This window comes from Micromonospora sp. NPDC049257 (assembly GCF_040678915.1).
Classification (GTDB): Bacteria; Actinomycetota; Actinomycetes; order Mycobacteriales; family Micromonosporaceae; genus Micromonospora; species Micromonospora antibiotica.
The window spans coordinates 1-15,885 of sequence record NZ_JBFAQU010000024.1 but is presented as its reverse complement, the minus strand read 5'-3'; the positions used below and the strand labels follow the sequence as shown (position 1 = coordinate 15,885).

Annotated in this window: 15 protein-coding genes and 1 pseudogene; 6 read left to right on the top strand and 10 right to left on the bottom strand. The window is 72.9% G+C overall.

Features of this window, described 5'->3' with window-relative positions; translation table 11 throughout:
• Positions 1–103: 103 nt before the first annotated feature.
• A pseudogene (locus tag AB0K25_RS25800) lies at positions 104–298 on the bottom strand (hypothetical protein); the annotation flags it as partial.
• On the bottom strand, positions 295–471 hold the full coding sequence (locus AB0K25_RS25795) for a hypothetical protein (protein WP_219469817.1): 177 nt from the start codon (positions 469–471) through the stop codon (positions 295–297). The gene AB0K25_RS25795 and the pseudogene AB0K25_RS25800, both read right to left, overlap by 4 nt.
• 206 nt (positions 472–677) lie before the next feature.
• On the opposite strand from AB0K25_RS25795, the gene AB0K25_RS25790 reads away from it, so the two are divergent.
• Positions 678–902 (top strand): hypothetical protein, encoded by a 225-nt coding sequence (locus tag AB0K25_RS25790; protein WP_219469819.1) that lies wholly within the window; start codon positions 678–680, stop codon positions 900–902.
• Between the two features lie 59 nt (positions 903–961).
• On the opposite strand, the gene pflA is transcribed toward AB0K25_RS25790, so the two are convergent.
• The 4 genes from pflA to ppdK form a co-directional block, all read right to left on the bottom strand.
• Complete coding sequence (gene pflA / locus AB0K25_RS25785) at positions 962–1,747, bottom strand: pyruvate formate-lyase-activating protein (RefSeq protein ID WP_363823193.1); 786 nt, start codon at positions 1,745–1,747, stop codon at positions 962–964.
• On the bottom strand, positions 1,744–3,987 hold the full coding sequence (pflB, locus tag AB0K25_RS25780) for a formate C-acetyltransferase (RefSeq protein ID WP_219469822.1): 2,244 nt from the start codon (positions 3,985–3,987) through the stop codon (positions 1,744–1,746). The genes pflA and pflB overlap by 4 nt, the downstream gene beginning before the upstream one ends.
• Before the next feature lie 143 nt (positions 3,988–4,130).
• The gene (locus tag AB0K25_RS25775; RefSeq protein ID WP_357535785.1) at positions 4,131–4,586 is read right to left on the bottom strand and encodes a hypothetical protein; all 456 of its coding nucleotides are present in this window, start codon (positions 4,584–4,586) and stop codon (positions 4,131–4,133) included.
• 11 nt (positions 4,587–4,597) lie between these two features.
• The gene (ppdK, locus tag AB0K25_RS25770; protein ID WP_363823190.1) at positions 4,598–7,258 is read right to left on the bottom strand and encodes a pyruvate, phosphate dikinase; all 2,661 of its coding nucleotides are present in this window, start codon (positions 7,256–7,258) and stop codon (positions 4,598–4,600) included.
• 143 nt (positions 7,259–7,401) lie between these two features.
• On the opposite strand from ppdK, the gene AB0K25_RS25765 reads away from it, so the two are divergent.
• The 4 genes from AB0K25_RS25765 (at position 7,402) to AB0K25_RS25750 (ending at position 11,233) form a co-directional block, all read left to right on the top strand.
• Complete coding sequence (locus AB0K25_RS25765) at positions 7,402–7,905, top strand: GNAT family N-acetyltransferase (protein ID WP_363823187.1); 504 nt, start codon at positions 7,402–7,404, stop codon at positions 7,903–7,905.
• A 9-nt stretch (positions 7,906–7,914) separates the two neighbouring features.
• Positions 7,915–8,550, top strand: coding sequence for a YgjV family protein (locus tag AB0K25_RS25760; RefSeq protein WP_219469827.1), 636 nt, complete (start codon positions 7,915–7,917; stop codon positions 8,548–8,550).
• 307 nt (positions 8,551–8,857) lie between these two features.
• Positions 8,858–10,180 (top strand): hemolysin family protein, encoded by a 1,323-nt coding sequence (locus AB0K25_RS25755; RefSeq protein WP_357535779.1) that lies wholly within the window; start codon positions 8,858–8,860, stop codon positions 10,178–10,180.
• A 57-nt stretch (positions 10,181–10,237) separates the two neighbouring features.
• Positions 10,238–11,233: a MerR family transcriptional regulator gene (locus AB0K25_RS25750; RefSeq protein ID WP_219469830.1), complete on the top strand. Its 996-nt coding sequence runs from the start codon at positions 10,238–10,240 to the stop codon at positions 11,231–11,233.
• Positions 11,234–11,276: 43 nt separating this feature from the next.
• On the opposite strand, the gene AB0K25_RS25745 is transcribed toward AB0K25_RS25750, so the two are convergent.
• The 4 genes from AB0K25_RS25745 to AB0K25_RS25730 all read right to left on the bottom strand — a co-directional run bounded on the left by AB0K25_RS25745 (position 11,277) and on the right by AB0K25_RS25730 (position 13,936).
• Positions 11,277–11,594 (bottom strand): PRC-barrel domain containing protein, encoded by a 318-nt coding sequence (locus AB0K25_RS25745; protein WP_219469832.1) that lies wholly within the window; start codon positions 11,592–11,594, stop codon positions 11,277–11,279.
• A complete protein-coding gene (locus AB0K25_RS25740) occupies positions 11,581–11,958 on the bottom strand; it encodes a hypothetical protein (protein WP_219469835.1) in 378 nt (125 codons plus the stop codon). The genes AB0K25_RS25745 and AB0K25_RS25740 overlap by 14 nt, the downstream gene beginning before the upstream one ends.
• Positions 11,955–13,178: a divalent metal cation transporter gene (locus tag AB0K25_RS25735; protein WP_308291089.1), complete on the bottom strand. Its 1,224-nt coding sequence runs from the start codon at positions 13,176–13,178 to the stop codon at positions 11,955–11,957. The genes AB0K25_RS25740 and AB0K25_RS25735 overlap by 4 nt, the downstream gene beginning before the upstream one ends.
• A 383-nt stretch (positions 13,179–13,561) precedes the next feature.
• Positions 13,562–13,936, bottom strand: coding sequence for a PaaI family thioesterase (locus AB0K25_RS25730; RefSeq protein WP_208570223.1), 375 nt, complete (start codon positions 13,934–13,936; stop codon positions 13,562–13,564).
• A gap of 115 nt (positions 13,937–14,051) precedes the next feature.
• On the opposite strand from AB0K25_RS25730, the gene tyrS reads away from it, so the two are divergent.
• Positions 14,052–15,338: a tyrosine--tRNA ligase gene (gene tyrS / locus AB0K25_RS25725; protein WP_208570224.1), complete on the top strand. Its 1,287-nt coding sequence runs from the start codon at positions 14,052–14,054 to the stop codon at positions 15,336–15,338.
• Positions 15,339–15,885: the final 547 nt, after the last annotated feature.

Sequence of the window (15,885 nt, the reverse complement as noted above, 5' to 3'; positions counted from 1 at the left end):
CGGGCGGCGACACCCGTGCCCGCGTCGACACCCCCGGCGGCGTCGGCCCGGACCGTTGCGTCGGCGTCGGGGCGGTGCGCGCAGTGACGACCAGTCCGGCGGGCTGGACGAAGACCGTCCGGCGGGACACCGCCTCGTCCCGGTCGTCGAGCCGGTAGCCGTCGAGCCAGATCCACCCGTCGTAGGTGGGCCAGTCGAGCACCCGGATCACCCGGAACCGGACCGGCCGGAGGAACTGGACGCTGGCCGCCCGGGTCAGCAGGAGCAGGTCACCCGCCCTCGGCAGGGGCGCGTTCATCGCCGACCGAACACACTGCGGTACCTGCGCCACGCCCTGATCCGGGTGCGGGCGGCCTCCACCACCGGGCAGAAGCCGCTGCCGGTGCACTTGTCGCACCGCCGGTCGCGGTGCTGGTCCAGGCAGCGCCACGCCGATTCGATCAGATACGGCACCGCGCGGTGTCCATACATCCCGCCTCCCGGGGGTGTCGGGGTCGTCGCGGCACCCCGCCCCGCCGAGCCCCGCTCCACCAGGGCGGGGGCACCGCGTCACCGATTCCACACCGTGAGCGGCACCCCTGTCAACTAGGGCAGGCCCTACAAAATAGTGCCTTGTAGGCCGGGCCGTGTAAGGCAGGCCCTGAGGGGTAGGACCCACTGTGCATACCTTCGGGGGCATGGGCGAGGAGGAAGTTCCGGGTCCGCTCGTCGGAGCCGCTGAGATCCAGCAGATGCTGGGCGTGAGCAGGTCCCGGTTTCGGCAGCTCATCCTGCTGCCCAAGTTCCCCGCGCCGTTTCAGAAGCTGATCGGCGGCTCGGTGTGGCTGCGGTCCGACGTGGAGGCGTACATCAGGGACCACCGTCGGCCCAAGCCGTCAGCCGACGAGGACGAGCAGGGCTGAGCAGCCCCGCCCGTCTGATGGCCGGCGTCTGACCGGCCCTGCCCGTCCGGTGGCCGGCGTCAGGTGACGGTCAGGCCGCGTGCGGCGAACTGGGCCCGGACCCGGGCCACCAGCTCCGGGGACGGCGGTTCCGTCCGGGCGAGTGGAAAGGTGAGCCCCAGCTCGGCGTACTTGTGCGCGCCGAGGCGGTGGAACGGCAGCACCTCGACCCGCTGCACGGTGTCCAGCCCGGCGGCGAAGTCCGCGACCCCGGCCACGTTCTCCTCGGCGTCGGTGAGACCGGGCACCAGCACGAACCTGATCCAGATCGGGGTGCCCCGGTCGGCGAGCCGCCGGCCGAAGCGCAGCGTCGGGGCGACGGACCCGGTGCGGGTGACCCGCCGGTAGGTCGCCGGGTCCCACGACTTGACGTCCAGCAGCACCAGGTCGGTGGCGTCGAGCAGGGCGTCGTCGGCGCGGACGCCGAGGAAACCCGAGGTGTCCAGCGCGGTGTGCAGGCCCAGGTCGTGGCAGCGGCGCAGCACCTCACCGGTGAACCGGGGTTGCATCAGCGGCTCGCCGCCGCTGATCGTCACCCCGCCCCCGGCCACCGCGATGAACCGGCGGTACGGCTCGATCTCCGCCATCAGCTCGTCGACAGTGCGGTGCCGGCCGCTGCGCCGGTACCAGGTGTCCGGGCTGTGGCAGTACCGGCAGCGCAGCGGACAACCGGCGAGGAAGGCCACGAACCGGGTCCCCGGCCCGTCCACCCCCACCGACACGTCCCACGAGTGCACCGCCCCGGTCGGCACGCCGTCGCCCCGCCCGGTGGCGGTGGCGACGGCGTCGCGCGGCCGGACGTTCACAGCGACCCGTGGAAGGTCCGGGACACCACGTCCTCCTGCTGCTCCCGGGTGAGCCGGACGAAGTTCACCGCGTACCCGGAGACCCGCACGGTCAACTGCGGGTAGCGCTCCGGGTGCGCCATCGCGTCGACCAGGGTGGCCCGGTCCAGCACGTTGACGTTGAGGTGGAATCCACCGGCGTCGGTGTAGCCGTCCAGCACCCCGGCCAGGTTGTCGATCCGCTCGTCGCGGGTGTGACCCAACCCGTCCGGGGTCACCGTCGAGGTCAGCGAGATGCCGTCGCGGGCCGCGTCGTACGGCAGCTTCGCCACCGACAGCGCGGCGGCCACCAGCCCGTGGGTGTCCCGGCCGTTCATCGGGTTCGCGCCCGGGGCGAACGGCTCACCGGCCCGCCGGCCGTCCGGGGTGTTGCCGGTGTGCTTGCCGTAGACCACGTTCGAGGTGATGGTCAGCACCGACATGGTCAGCTCCGCGTCGCGGTAGGTGCGCTGCCGGCGCAGCTTCGCCGCGAACGTCTCGGTCAGCCACACCGCGATCGCGTCGGCCCGCTCGTCGTTGTTGCCGTACGTCGGCGGTTCCCCCTCGACCACGTAGTCGATCGCGAGCCCGGTGTCGTCGCGCAGCACCTTCACCTTGCCGTAGCGGATCGCGGCGAGGCTGTCCACCGCCACCGACAGCCCGGCGATGCCGGTGGCCATGAACCGGCGCACCGGGTGGTCGTGCAGGGCCATCTCCAGCCGCTCGTAGGCGTACCGGTCGTGCTGGTGGTGGATCACGTTCAACGCGTCCACGTACGTCTCGGCCAGCCAGTCCAGGGTGCGCTCGTAGGCGGCCAGCACCTCCGCGTAGTCGAGGGTCTCCCCGCCGACCGGGGCGCTGGCCGGGGCGACCTGCTCACCGGTGATCTCGTCGCGCCCGCCGTTGATCGCGTACAGCAGGGCCTTGGCGAGGTTGGCGCGGGCACCGAAGAACTGCATGTCCCGGCCCACCCGCATCGCCGACACGCAGCAGGCGATCGCCGTGTCGTCGTCGTACGCGGGCCGGATCAGGTCGTCGTTCTCGTACTGGATGGCGCTGGTGTCCAGCGACACCTGGGCGCAGAACCGCTTGAACCCGACCGGCAGCCGGGGCGACCAGAGCACCGTCAGGTTCGGTTCCGGCGCGGGGCCGAGGTTGTAGAGGGTCTGCAGGTAGCGGAAGCTGGTCCGGGTGACCAACGGCCGGCCGTCGGCACCCATCCCGCCGAGCGCCTCGGTGACCCAGGTCGGGTCGCCCGAGAAGAGCTGGTCGTACTCGGGGGTGCGCAGGAACCGGACGATCCGCAGCTTGATCACGAAGTCGTCGACCAGCTCCTGGGCGTCGATCTCGGTCAGCCGCCCCTCGGCGAGGTCCCGCCGCAGGTAGACGTCGACGAACCCGGCGGTACGCCCCAGCGACATCGCCGCGCCGTTCTGCTCCTTGGTGGCGGCCAGGTAGGCGAAGTAGAGCCACTGGATCGCCTCCCGGCCGGTGGTCGCCGGCCCGGAAATGTCGTAGCCGTAGCCCGCCGCCATCTGTGCCAGCTCACCCAGGGCCCGGATCTGCTCGGCCAGCTCCTCCCGGTCCCGGATCACCTCGTCGGTCGACGGCCGGTCGTCCAGCGCCGCCTTGAGCGCCTTGCGCTCGGCGACCAGCCGGTCCACCCCGTACAGCGCCACCCGGCGGTAGTCGCCGATGATCCGTCCCCGCCCGTACGCGTCGGGCAGCCCGGTGATGACGTGCGAGCGGCGCGCGGCGAGCACGTCGGCCGGGTACGCGTCGAACACCGCGTCGTTGTGCGTCTTGCGGTAGGTGGTGAAGATCCGGTGCACCTGCGGGTCGGCGGGGTAGCCGTACGCCTTCAACGCGGTCTCCACCATCCGCAGCCCGCCGGCGGGCATGATGGCCCGGCGCAGCGGCGCGTCGGTCTGCAACCCGACGATCAGCTCCCGCTCCCGGTCGATGTACCCGGGGGCGTGCGCGGTGATGGTGGACGGGGTGGCCGCGTCGATGTCGTACACGCCGCGTTGGCGTTCCTGCACGAACATCGCCCGCAGCGTCCCCCAGACCTCCAGGGTGCGGCAGGTGGGCCCGGTGAGGAACGACGCGTCCCCGGTGTACGGCTCGTGGTTGTCCCGGACGAAGGCGGCCACGTCGATGGTGTCGCGCCAGGCGTCGCCGGTGAAGCCACGCCACGGGTGCAGAGGTGCGGTGCCGGTCATGATCGGTCCTTCCGCGGTGGTCGGGTCCGGCGGCCTGGGTCGCCGGGGTGTTTCGCCTGTACCCTCAGCCTCGCCGGAGCGGGCCGCCCCGGGCAGAGGCGCAGGACCACCCCCGCCCGGGACCAAAGACCCCTGGCGGCCGGTCAGCGCCGCACGACGAGCCGCTGGGCGCGCAGCAGCCGCGCCCACCACGGCCGGGGCGTCGCCGCGCGCAGCGCGGGCCCCCGCACGCCGCGCAGGCTGACCCAGCCGCCCGGCCCCATGGTCACCGTGCCGATCGCCGGTGGCCGCCGCCGGGCCACCACCGCCACCCCGGCAGTGAGCAGGGCGACGGCGGCGGCCCCGGCCGCGGCGGCGAGCACCCGGTCCGGGTCGGGCAGCGCCCGGTAGCGGACCCGCCCGTCGGCGAGCACGAACGCGCCGACGGCCCGCCCGTCGCGGGTCACCGGCACCAGCGCGGCGGCCGGCGAGCCGGGCAGGGCCAGCACCGGCCCCACCGGCCCGACCGCCGTCACCGTCGGTGTCACCGCCGGTTCGGGGGTACGGGGCACCGGCGGCCCCAGCGGGGCGGGCCCGGTCGGATTGAAGATCGCGGTCATGACGCTGCCTCCTAGCGGCTGTCGGACGTGTCGGTGGCGGTCTCGACGGCGGCCCGGCCCGCCGCCAGCCGGGCGATCGGCACCCGGTACGGGGAGCAGGAGACGTAGTCCAGGCCGGCGTCGGCGAAGAACGCCACCGAGTCGGGGTCGCCGCCGTGCTCACCACAGACCCCGACGGTCAGGTCCGGGCGGGTGGCCCGCCCCTCCGCCACGGCCAGCCGGACCAGCCGACCCACCCCGGCGGCGTCGATGCTCTCGAACGGCGACACCCCGAAGATCCCCCGCTCCAGGTAGGTGCCGAAGAACGAGCCCTCCACGTCGTCCCGGGAGAACGCCCAGGTCAGCTGGGTCAGGTCGTTGGTGCCGAAGGAGAAGAAGCGGGCCTGCGCGGCGATGTCACCGGCGGTCAGCGCGGCCCGGGGCACCTCGATCATCGTGCCGACCGGCATGGCCGGCGCGTCGGGCACCCCGGCGAGGACCAGGTCGGTCTCCGCCCGCACGGCCGCCAACTCCCGCACGTCACCCACCAGCGGCACCATGATCTCCGGCCGGGGGTCACCCCCGTCGCGCACCCGCTGCGCCGCCGCCTCGGCCACCGCCCGCACCTGCATGGCGAACAGCCCCGGGATCACCAGCCCGAGCCGCACCCCGCGCAGCCCCAGCATCGGGTTCGCCTCGTGCATCCGGCGGACCGCCGCCAGCAGCCGCCCGTCGCGTCCCGGGTCCCGCCCGGTCGCCTCGGCACGGGCGACCCGTGCGGTCAACTCGTGCAACGGGGGCAGGAACTCGTGCAACGGCGGGTCGAGCAGCCGGATCGTCACCGGCAGGCCGTCCATCGCGGCGAGAAGTTCGGTGAAGTCGGCCCGCTGCAACGGCAGCAACGCCTCCAGGGCGGCGGTCACCTCGTCCGGACCGTCGGCCAGGATCAGCCGTTCCACCAGTTCCCGGCGTTCACCGAGGAACATGTGCTCGGTACGGCACAGGCCGATGCCGGTGGCCCCCAGCGCGCGGGCCCGGCGGGCGTCCGGACCGGTGTCCGCATTGGCCCGCACGCCGAGCCGGCGCACCGCGTCGGCGTGCCCGAGCAGCCGGTGCACCGCCGCGACCAGCGGATCGGCCTGCGGGGCCAGCTCACCGGCGAGGTAACGGGCCACCGGGGAGGGCTGCACCGGCACCGCCCCCGGGTAGACCCGGCCGGAGGTCCCGTCGATCGAGATCACCTCGCCGGCCCGGACCACCCGGTCGCCGACGGTGAGCTCGCCGCGCTCCGGGTCGATCCGCAGCGCGTCCGCGCCACAGACGCAGGTCCGGCCCATGCCCCGGGCCACCACGGCGGCGTGCGAGGTCTTCCCGCCCCGGGAGGTGAGCACCCCGGCGGCGGCGATCATGCCGGGCAGGTCGTCCGGGGTGGTCTCCCGGCGGACCAGGATCACCGGCCCGTCGGCGGCGGTCGCCGCGGCCGAGTCGAACACCACCCGGCCCACCGCCGCACCCGGCGACGCGCCCACCCCGACGGTGAGCGGCGGTGGCGCGTCGGCCAGGTCGAACGCGGGGAACATCAGCCGGCCCAACTGCGCCCCGGTCACCCGGCACAGCGCCTCGTCCAGGGTGATCAGCCCCTCGTCGACCAGTTGCGCGGCGATCACGAAAGCGGCGGCGGCGGTCCGCTTGCCGACCCGGGTCTGCAACATCCACAGCTTGCCGCGTTCGATGGTGAACTCGACGTCGCACAGGTCCCGGTAGTGCCGTTCCAGCGTCGCCATGATGCCGGTCAACTGCCGGAAGCTGGCCGGGTCGATCCGCTCCAACTCGGGCAGGGCGACGGTGTTGCGGATGCCCGCCACCACGTCCTCGCCCTGCGCGTCGGGCAGGTAGTCGCCGTACACGCCGGGCGCGCCGGTGGCCGGGTCGCGGGTGAAGGCCACCCCGGTGCCGGAGTCCGGGCCGAGGTTGCCGAAGACCATCGCCATCACGTTGACCGCGGTCCCCAGGTCGTCGGGGATGTGTTCCTGCCGCCGGTAGAGCCGGGCCCGCTCGGAGTTCCACGACGCGAACACCGACCGTACGGCCAGGTACAACTGCTCGTGCGGCGCCTGGGGGAACTGGTGCCCCGTCTGCCGCAGGAAGATCTTCTGGTACGTCTCGACGAGGTCGCGCAACTGCTCGGCGGTCGGTCCGTCCGGGCCTGCGGTGGCGCGCAGCGCTGCCAGCTCCCGGTCGAACTCGTCCGCCGGCACCCCGTGCACGGTGCGGGCGAACATCTGGATCAACCGCCGGTAGGAGTCCCAGGCGAAGCGGGCGTCATCGGCACGGGCGGCCAGGCCCGCCACGGTGGCGTCGTTGAGCCCGATGTCCAGGATCGTCTCCATCATCCCCGGCATCGAGTACCGGCCGCCGGAGCGCACGGCGAGCAGCAGCGGGTCGTGCCGGTCGCCGAGCCGCCGGCCCAGCCGGGCCTCGACCTCCCGCAGATGGGCGTTGATCTCCTCGAACAGGCCGTCCGGCGGCGACCCGGTGTTCAGGTACGCCCGGCAGGCGTCGGTGCTGACCGTGAAGCCCGGCGGCACCGGCAACCCGAGCCGGGTCATCTCGCCGAGGTTGGCACCCTTACCGCCGAGCAGGTCGGCTCTGCTGCGATCACCCTCGATGAAGTCGTAGACGTACCTGGTCATGGCCCCGGCCCTCCACTCCACTCGCCGGTCGGACCTGTCCCTTCGTTGGTAGCAACGGTCGGGGGGCGGCCGGCAGGGCCGGACGGTACGCCGACCGGGCCACAGGTCCCGAGGTTGTCGGTGCCGGTGCGTATCCTCCGGCGATGACCGACGAGCTGTCCCTGCGGCCCGTGTGCGACGACGACCTCCCGCACTTCTTCGCCCACGAGCAGGACCCGGAGGCGGCCTGGATGGCGGCGTTCGGCCCGGCCGACCCGACCGATCGGGCGGTGTTCGACGCGCACTGGGCCCGCATCCGCGCCGACCCCCGGGTCGTCAACCGCACCGTGGTCGTCGACGGCGCGGTGGTCGGGCACGTGGCGGCCTTCCCGGTGGACGAGCACACCGAGGTCAGCTACTGGATCGACTCGCGCCGGTGGGGGCGCGGCCACGCCACCGCCGCGCTGTCCGCCCTGCTGCGCGAGGTGCCGCAGCGGCCGGTGCGGGCCCGCGCCGCGAAGGACAACCGGGCCTCCCTGGCGGTGCTGCGCAAGTGCGGCTTCGTGGTCGTCGGCGAGGACTCGGGGTACGCCGACGGCCGGGGCGTCGAGGTCGAGGAATGGCTGCTGGAGCTGCCCGCCGTCCCCGCTGACCAGGGCGGGCACTAGTCTCGCGGGGTGAACTGGCTCGAACTCGTCGGCTGGGCCGGCTCCGCGCTGCTGGTCTGGTCCCTGTTGCAGACCCGCATCCTGCGCCTGCGCGCCCTCAACCTGGTCGGCTGCCTGATCCTGATCGGCTACAACGCCGCCGTGCAGGTCTGGCCGATGGTCGGCCTCAACGTGGTGCTCACCGCGATCAACGTGTGGTACCTGCGGTCGATGCTTGCCACCCGGCACGACGACCGCGCCTACCAGGTGGTCGAGGTGGGCGTCGGCGACCAGTTCCTGGCCCACACGCTGCGGGTGCACGCCGCCGACATCGCCCGGTTCAACCCCGACTTCCGCCCACCCCCGGCCGACGCCGACCGGTCGGCCTTCCTGGTGGTACGCGACGACGAGGTGGTCGGGGTGGTGCTGTCGCACGCCGAGGCGGACGGGACCGCCCAGATCGACCTGGACTACGTGACCCGCCGCTTCCGGGACTTCACCCCCGGCGAGTTCGTCTACCGCCGCAGCAGCCTGTTCACCGACCGGGGTTTCCGCCGGGTGGTCAGCCCACCCGGCATGGTCGCCCCCTACTACCACCGGCTCGGCTTCCGCCCCGACGGCGACGCGTACGTCCTCGACCTGGCCCCGGCCGCCGGTCGGCGCTGACCCCCGACCGCCGGGCAGCGCACCGACCGTCGGCCTCCGGCGGCGGTCAGCGGACGGCCGGTCGCAGCCAGGCCGGCCGCTGGGCCGCAGCCGGTGGGGCCAGGCCGGCCGTCGGGCTCGCGTCGGGTCCCCCGACGGCCGGACCGGGCCGGACCGCCGTGCGGGCCGCATCCGGTCACCGACGATGGCCGTGGGGAGGGTTCGCCGACCGCGCGGTTGGGCACAGACTGGGCTACGCCGGGCGGGTCCTCCGCCCGGCGGCGTCGGCCCGTCGCCGACGCCCCCCGCCTGAGGGAGAGTGCCGGGCGTGCAGAGCTACTGGAGCCAGTTGGCCCTGGTCGGAGTCTTGGTGGTGCTCAACGCGATCTTCGCGGGCAGCGAGATGGCCCTGGTGTCGCTGCGGGACAGCCAGGTGCAGCGGTTGGAACGCACCAGTCGGGCCGGCCGGGTGCTCGCCCGGCTCGCCAAGGACCCGAACCGCTTCCTCGCCACCATCCAGATCGGTATCACCCTGGCCGGGTTCCTGGCCTCGGCCGCCGCAGCGGTCTCCCTGGCCAAGCCGCTCGTCCCGCTGCTCGGTTTCGTCGGCGGCGCCGCCGAGACGGTGGCGATCGTGCTGGTGACCCTGGTGCTGACCTTCGTCACCCTGGTCTTCGGTGAGCTTGCCCCCAAGCGGATCGCGATGCAGCGCGCCGAACGGTGGGCGCTGCTGGTAGCCCGCCCGCTGGACATCCTTTCCAGCTTCACCCGGCCGGCGGTGTGGCTGCTCGGTGCCACCAGCGACCTGGTGGTCCGGTTCGCCGGGGTGGACCCCAAGCAGCAGCCCGACGAGATCGGCCCGGACGAGCTGCGCGACATCGTCGCCGGCAACCACGGTTTCACCAAGGAACAGCGCACCATCATCGCCGGTGCGGTGGAGATCGCCGACCGGCAGCTGCGCGCGGTGCTCGTACCCCGGTTGCAGGTCTTCACGCTCGACAGCGGGACCACCGCGGAGGCCGCCCGGCTGCTGCTGGCCGCCACCGGCCACTCCCGGGCCCCGGTGGTGCGCCACGGCGGCCTGGACGACGCGGTCGGCGTGATCCACCTGCGGGACCTGGTGGGGGTGCCGGACGACCGGCCGGTCGACGACTGCGCCCGACCGCCGATGCTGCTGCCCGACTCGCTGCCGGTGGTGGACGCGCTGCGCCAGTTCAAGGCGGAACGGCAGCACATCGCCCTGGTGGTCGACGAGCGGGGCGCGGTCGACGGGATCGTCACCCTGGAGGACATCCTGGAGGAGATCGTCGGGGAGATCTACGACGAGACCGACCGGGACGTCCGCTCGGTACGCACCGAGGCCGACGGGTCGCTGGTGATGCCCGGCACCTTCCCCGTGCACGACCTGACCGACATCGGCGTCGAGGTGCCCAACCGGCCGGCCGGTGACTACACCACCGTCGCCGGGATGGTGCTGTCCTGCCTCGGGCACATCCCCACCGTCGCGGGGGAGAGCGTCACCATCGACGGGTGGGAGATGACCGTCACCGGCGTCGACCAGCGCGCCATCTCCCAGATCCGGCTGCACCACGCCCCGACCACGTCCGCCACCGACGAGCAGGAACCCGTCCACGACGAAGCCCACGCCTGACGCCACGACGACGTGGGGCTTGCATCTCAAGCCGCTGGAGATCGCATAGTGGTGGTCGTGAACATGAACGAGCTGTACGCCATCGGGGATGTCGCCCGGCGGACCGGCCTGAGCGTCAGCGCCGTCCGGTACTACGCGGACGCCGGTGTCGTCACGCCGGACGCCACCACCCCGGCCGGCCACCGCCTGTACGACGTGTCGGCCATCGCCCGACTGGAACTGGTCCGGACGCTGCGGGAACTCGACGCCGGCCTGGACGAGATCCGGCGGGTGCTGGCCGGCGAGGCGACCCTGCGCGAGTTGGCGACCACCCACCTCGCCCTGCTGGCCCGGCAGGAGACACGGCTGCGCAGCCGTCGCGCGGTGCTGTCGGCCCTCCTGCGCCAGGACTCCACCGCCGAGCAGGTCACGCTGATGCACAAGCTGGTCGGCATGCCGGACGAGGAACGCGACCGGCTGATCGACGAGTTCTGGGCCGAGGTCTCCACCGGGTGGGAGCCACCGCAGCGGATGGTCGACTGGTGGCGGGCGGCCCGGCCCGAGCTGCCCGAACAACCCACCGCGGCGCAGCTGGAGGCGTGGATCGAGCTGGCCGAGCTGGTCCGGGACCCCGAGGTCCGGCAGGCCGTACGCCATGAGCTGCACCAGGCGTGCACCACCGGGGCCGGGCCGCTGATGAGTTCGCCGCCGATGCTGGACACGCTGGAGACGGGCGCGGCGATCGGCCAACCGGTGCTGGACGCGGCGCGCGAGCGGGTACCGCCGGACTCGCCCCGGGGCAGGGGGATCGCCGACCAGTGGATCGGGTGGTTGACAGGCATCTTCGCGACGCCGGACAGCCCCGGGCTGCCGGACACGCCCGAGTTCCGGATCCAGGCGGCCGACCGGATGCTGGCCGGCGCGGAGTGGGACCGCATGCCGGCGGAGGGACCGTTCGACAGGTACATGGAGTTGGTCGCCACCGTGAACGACGACCCACCGGAGCGGTTCCCGTACGAGTGGCTGGCCGCGGCGTTGCGCGCGTCCGCCCTGCCGGCTCGCTGCGCCGGATAGCACGGTCCCGTGCCGTCCGGCCTGCCCCCGGCCCGCCGGGCTGTCAACCCGACCGGGGTGGCGTCCCGAACGGGAAGCCCGGCACCGGGGGCAGCAGCTGGATCTGGTCGGCGGGGAACTGGCGGGTGTCCCGGCTCAACGCCCGCGCGCTCACCCGGATCAGCCAGGGGCCGGACGGGTGCCGCTGCGCCCCGATCAGCCGGCCCCACATCCGGCTCCACCAGTGGGCGGTCACCAGCACGTCGGTGAGCCGGAGCCGGCCGTCCGGGAAACCACCCCGCACCACCACGTCCACCACCCGCCCCAACCGCCGCCCGTGCAGGTCGTACGCGGTGCGGCCGAGCAGTTCACCCGCTCGCACGGCCGGCGCCCGGTATCCGGTCGATCAGGTGCCGCCGCAGCCAGGTCTCCACCGGCGGGCGGGGCAGCTCGTCGGCGCGGGCCCGCAGCCGGACCGCGCTGTCGATCCGGGCGACCTGATCGAACGGGATGCGCAGCGGCGTCGACGCCCCCTCGGTGAACCGGTCGGCCAGCGCCACCAGCAACCGCCCCATCCGCCCGCCGATCCGCTGCCCGAGCGCCCCCTGCCCGGTCAGCAGGTACGCCACGTAGGGCACGCCCTGCGCGTCGAATGCGAACCCGACGTCGTCGACCTTGCCCAGCAGCAGCCCGTCGGCGTCGACGATCTGCCGGTCGAGCAGTTGCCGGGCGAGCTGGACCCTCACCGTCCCATCCCCGTCCCGACGGCCAACGGGATCGCGGCCACCGACGCCGCCACGATGACCAGCAGGAACACCGCACCGAGCAGGTTGAGCCACGGCCCGTTCACGTCGTCACCCAGGTAGGTGCGGTCGTTGGCGACGACCAGGATCGGCAGGTACGTCAACGGCAGCACCACCGCGCTGGCCACCAGCATGTACTCGGTCAACCGCACCGGGTCGACGGTGGTGGACAGCAGCAGCGTCGCGGCCAGCACGCTGACCAGCAGCACGCTGTGGAACCGGGCGGCCTCCCGGGGACTGACCCGCTTGCCCCACTGCCACCCGAAGTACTGCGCCGCCGCGTACGCCGCCGACAGCCCGGTCTCCAGCGCGGCCCCGAAGGTCACCGCGAAGAACGCCAGCGCGGCGACCGCCAGCCCCACCCCGCCGAACGCCAGCACCACCGGTCGGGCGACCTGGTCGAGGGTCGACAGCGACACCCCGCCCGGGTGGAAGACCACGGTGGCGGTGGCGACCAGCGACAACGCCAGCAGCCCGCCGACCGGGAAGCCGATCAGGACGCTCGACCGGGCATCGGCCAGATCGGCGGTGCTCCAGTTCTCCTCCACCCCGCCGGAGGAGAAGAAGAACACCTCGTACGGGCTGACGGTGGAGGCGAACAACGCCACCGCCACGAACCAGTACGCACCCCAGCCCTGGCCGGCCGTCCCGGGGTGCAGGGCACCGTGGCCGAGCGCCGCCCAGTCGGTCGGCAACCAGAACAGCGCCAGGGCGAACACCAGCAGGGTCAGCCCGGCCAGCCCGAACACCCGCTCCATCAGCTGGAAGCGCATCCGCCACAGCACCAGCCACACGGCGAACGCCGCGACCGGCACCCACAGCAGGTAACTCACCCGGGAGGCCAACTGCAGGGCCAACGCCACCCCGCCCAGCTCGGCGGCCAGGGTCAGCACCGTGACCAGGTAGGACGCCGCCAGGTTGAGCAGCGCGATACGGGGACCCAGGCGTTCGCGGACCAGGTCGAACACCGCCCGCCCGCTGACCGCCGCGATCCGGCCGGCCATTTCCGCGTACGCGCAGATGCCGACCACCCCGAGCACCAGCACCCAGGCGTGGCCCATGCCGAACCGGGCCCCCGCCTGGCTCGCCGCCACCAGGTCGCCGATGTCGACGAAGCCGCCGATGGCCGACAGCACCCCGAGGGTGGCGGCGAGGAGCTTCACGCGGGCCGGCCGACGCGGGGACGCGGTTGTGGCACCCGGGAGCGCCCTCACGGGGGGACGGGATCGGCGGCGGTCATCGAGGCGACGATATCGGCGCAGGAGGCACCGCATCCGGCAAACCGGTCAGGCTTCCCGGGTCACCTGCCCCCGATGCCCGATGCCCGATGCCCGACGCCCGATGCCCGCTGGTCGCCCTGCTCGCCCTACCCGGCCCGGACGTCCCGCTGGTCGCCCTTCTCGCCCGGCCCGCACGTCCCGCCGGTCGCCCTTCTCGCCCGGCCCGCACGTCCCGCCGGTCGCCCTTCTCGCCCGGCCCGCACGTCCCGCCGGTCGCCCGGGCGGAGGGCCAGGCGGGGGAGCAGCCGGGCCAGGGCGTCGCGGCGTCAGTCCCGGGTGAGGTTCTGCAACCGGACCTGGCCCCGGGAGACCAACCGGCCCTCGGCGTCGGTGATCTCCACCTGCCAGAGCTGCTGGCTGCGTCCCCGGTGCACCGGGGTGCCGACCGCGACCAGCTCACCCTCGCGTACCGCCCGCAGGAAGTCCGTCTGGTTGGACACCCCGACCACGCTGCCCCGGTCGCCGAGCCACAGCGTGCCGCCCACGCTGCCGACGGTCTCCACCACCGTGCAGTAGACGCCGCCGTGCATGATGCCGGCGGGCTGGTGCAGCTCCGGCCGCACCTTCCAGCGGATCACCACCCGGTCGCCGCTGGCCTCGTCGAACGTCAGCCCCAGCAGGCCGACCAGACCATCCGTCATCTCCGGGATTTCCACGGCTTTCCTCCTCGTCGCACCGGCCCGGCCAGCCTAGCCGCGCCGCGGGCCGGCAAACCCGGTACGGCCCCAGGTCGGCAATGGGGGAGAATCGGTGACCGTGACCGACAGCAACCTCCCGCACGGGCGGGACTCCCTGACCGACGACCTGCGGTGGCGCGGCCTGATCCAGGACTCCACCGGCCCCGACGAACTGCGTGCGCTGCTCGACGGCGGGGCGGCCACCTTCTATGTGGGCTTCGACCCGACCGCGCCCAGCCTCCACGTCGGCCACCTGATGCAGGTCACCACCGCCCGCCGGCTCCAACTCGCCGGGCACCGCCCGCTGCTGCTGGTGGGCGGCGCCACCGGCCAGATCGGCGACCCGAAGGAGAGCGCCGAGCGTACCCTCAACCCGCCCGAGGTGGTGGCCGGTTGGGTGCAGCGCATCCGCGACCAGCTCGCGCCCTTCGTGTCGTACACCGGGGAGAACGCGGCGCAACTGGTCAACAACCTGGAGTGGACCGGCGAGATGTCGGTGGTCGAGTTCCTGCGCGACGTCGGCAAGCACTTCCCGGTCAACAAGATGCTCGCCCGTGAGGTGGTGCGGGCCCGGCTGGAGACCGGCATCAGCTTCACCGAGTTCAGCTACCAGCTCCTCCAGGCCAACGACTTCTTCGAGCTGCACCGACGGCACGGCTGCCAGCTCCAGTACGGCGGCTCGGACCAGTGGGGCAACATCACCGCCGGTGTCGACTACGTGCGTCGCCGCGGTGCCGGCCCGGTGCAGGCCTTCACCACCCCGCTGGTCACCCGCTCGGACGGCACCAAGTTCGGCAAGACCGAGGGCGGCGCGGTCTGGCTCGATCCGGAGATGACCAGCCCGTACGCCTTCTACCAGTTCTGGGTCAACGCCGACGACCGGGACGTCACCCGCTACCTGCGGTACTTCAGCTTCCGCTCCCGCGAGGAGCTGGAGGCGCTGGAGAAGGAGACGGCGGAACGCCCGGCGGCCCGCAGCGCCCAACGTGCCCTCGCCGAGGAACTCACCACCCTGGTCCACGGCGCGGAGGAGACCCGGCAGGCCGTCGCCGCCAGCCAGGCGCTCTTCGGTCGGGGCTCGCTGGACGACCTCGCCCCGGAGACGCTGCGTGCGGCGCTGAGCGAGGCCGGCCTGGTGCAGCTCACCGGTGAGCTGCCCGACGTGGCCGGGTTGCTGCGCGACGCGGGGCTGGTCGGCGGGCTCAAGGAGGCCCGTCGGGTGATCACCGAGGGCGGTGCGTACGTGAACAACACCCGGGTCACCGACGTCGACGCCACCGTCGACCCGGTCGACCTGCTGCACGGCCGTTACCTGGTGCTGCGTCGGGGCAAGCGCTCCTTCGCCGGGGTCGAGCTGCGCCCCTGACGGCCGGGTGTGACGTGCGACGCGTCCGCCGGATTTGACGATCAACTCGGCGGACGCGTAACTTTCTCTCTGCCAGCGCGGAACGGACGAACCGGGGTGAATGCCTCGAAGGCCGGAGCGCGGTGTGAGGTTCCGACTTCGTGGGGTTGCTCCTGCGAGGCGCGGACCGGGCGGTGCCCGGATCGGCCCGGGGGGTCGATTTGGTGAGGCGAAACCGACCGGGTAGTGTTTGACGCCGGCAGGGCACCGGGCGAGCGTGCGGGAGACCGCAGCGGCCGGCTTGTCGACAATCGCGGGGTTTCCGGTGTGAGCCGGGGTTTCGTGGTGTGTGGAATTGTGGTTGATGTGGTGTTGATCGTGACAGAGCGATTTGACACGGCGGATACCACCGGGTAACGTAGTAAAAGTGCCTGGCGCTGGAGCGCTGGTCATGGTGGATGAGATACCCCAGTTCGGGGGTCCTGTTGGTCGGGGCTTTCGGGTGGTGTGTGGTTGTTCTTTGAGAACTCAACAGGGTGCTTGATAAGCCAGTGCCAATTATGATTTA

What these genes read in the sequence shown, in the direction of transcription:
- pflB (WP_219469822.1), bottom strand. Translation starts at nt 3,987, where the DNA reads ATGACCGGCACCGCACCTCTGCACCCGTGGCGTGGCTTCACCGGCGAC.
- ppdK (WP_363823190.1), bottom strand. Translation starts at nt 7,258, where the DNA reads ATGACCAGGTACGTCTACGACTTCATCGAGGGTGATCGCAGCAGAGCC.
- AB0K25_RS25790 (WP_219469819.1), top strand. Translation starts at nt 678, where the DNA reads ATGGGCGAGGAGGAAGTTCCGGGTCCGCTCGTCGGAGCCGCTGAGATC.
- AB0K25_RS25765 (WP_363823187.1), top strand. Translation starts at nt 7,402, where the DNA reads ATGACCGACGAGCTGTCCCTGCGGCCCGTGTGCGACGACGACCTCCCG.
- AB0K25_RS25795 (WP_219469817.1), bottom strand. Translation starts at nt 471, where the DNA reads ATGTATGGACACCGCGCGGTGCCGTATCTGATCGAATCGGCGTGGCGC.
- AB0K25_RS25775 (WP_357535785.1), bottom strand. Translation starts at nt 4,586, where the DNA reads ATGACCGCGATCTTCAATCCGACCGGGCCCGCCCCGCTGGGGCCGCCG.
- AB0K25_RS25730 (WP_208570223.1), bottom strand. Translation starts at nt 13,936, where the DNA reads ATGACGGATGGTCTGGTCGGCCTGCTGGGGCTGACGTTCGACGAGGCC.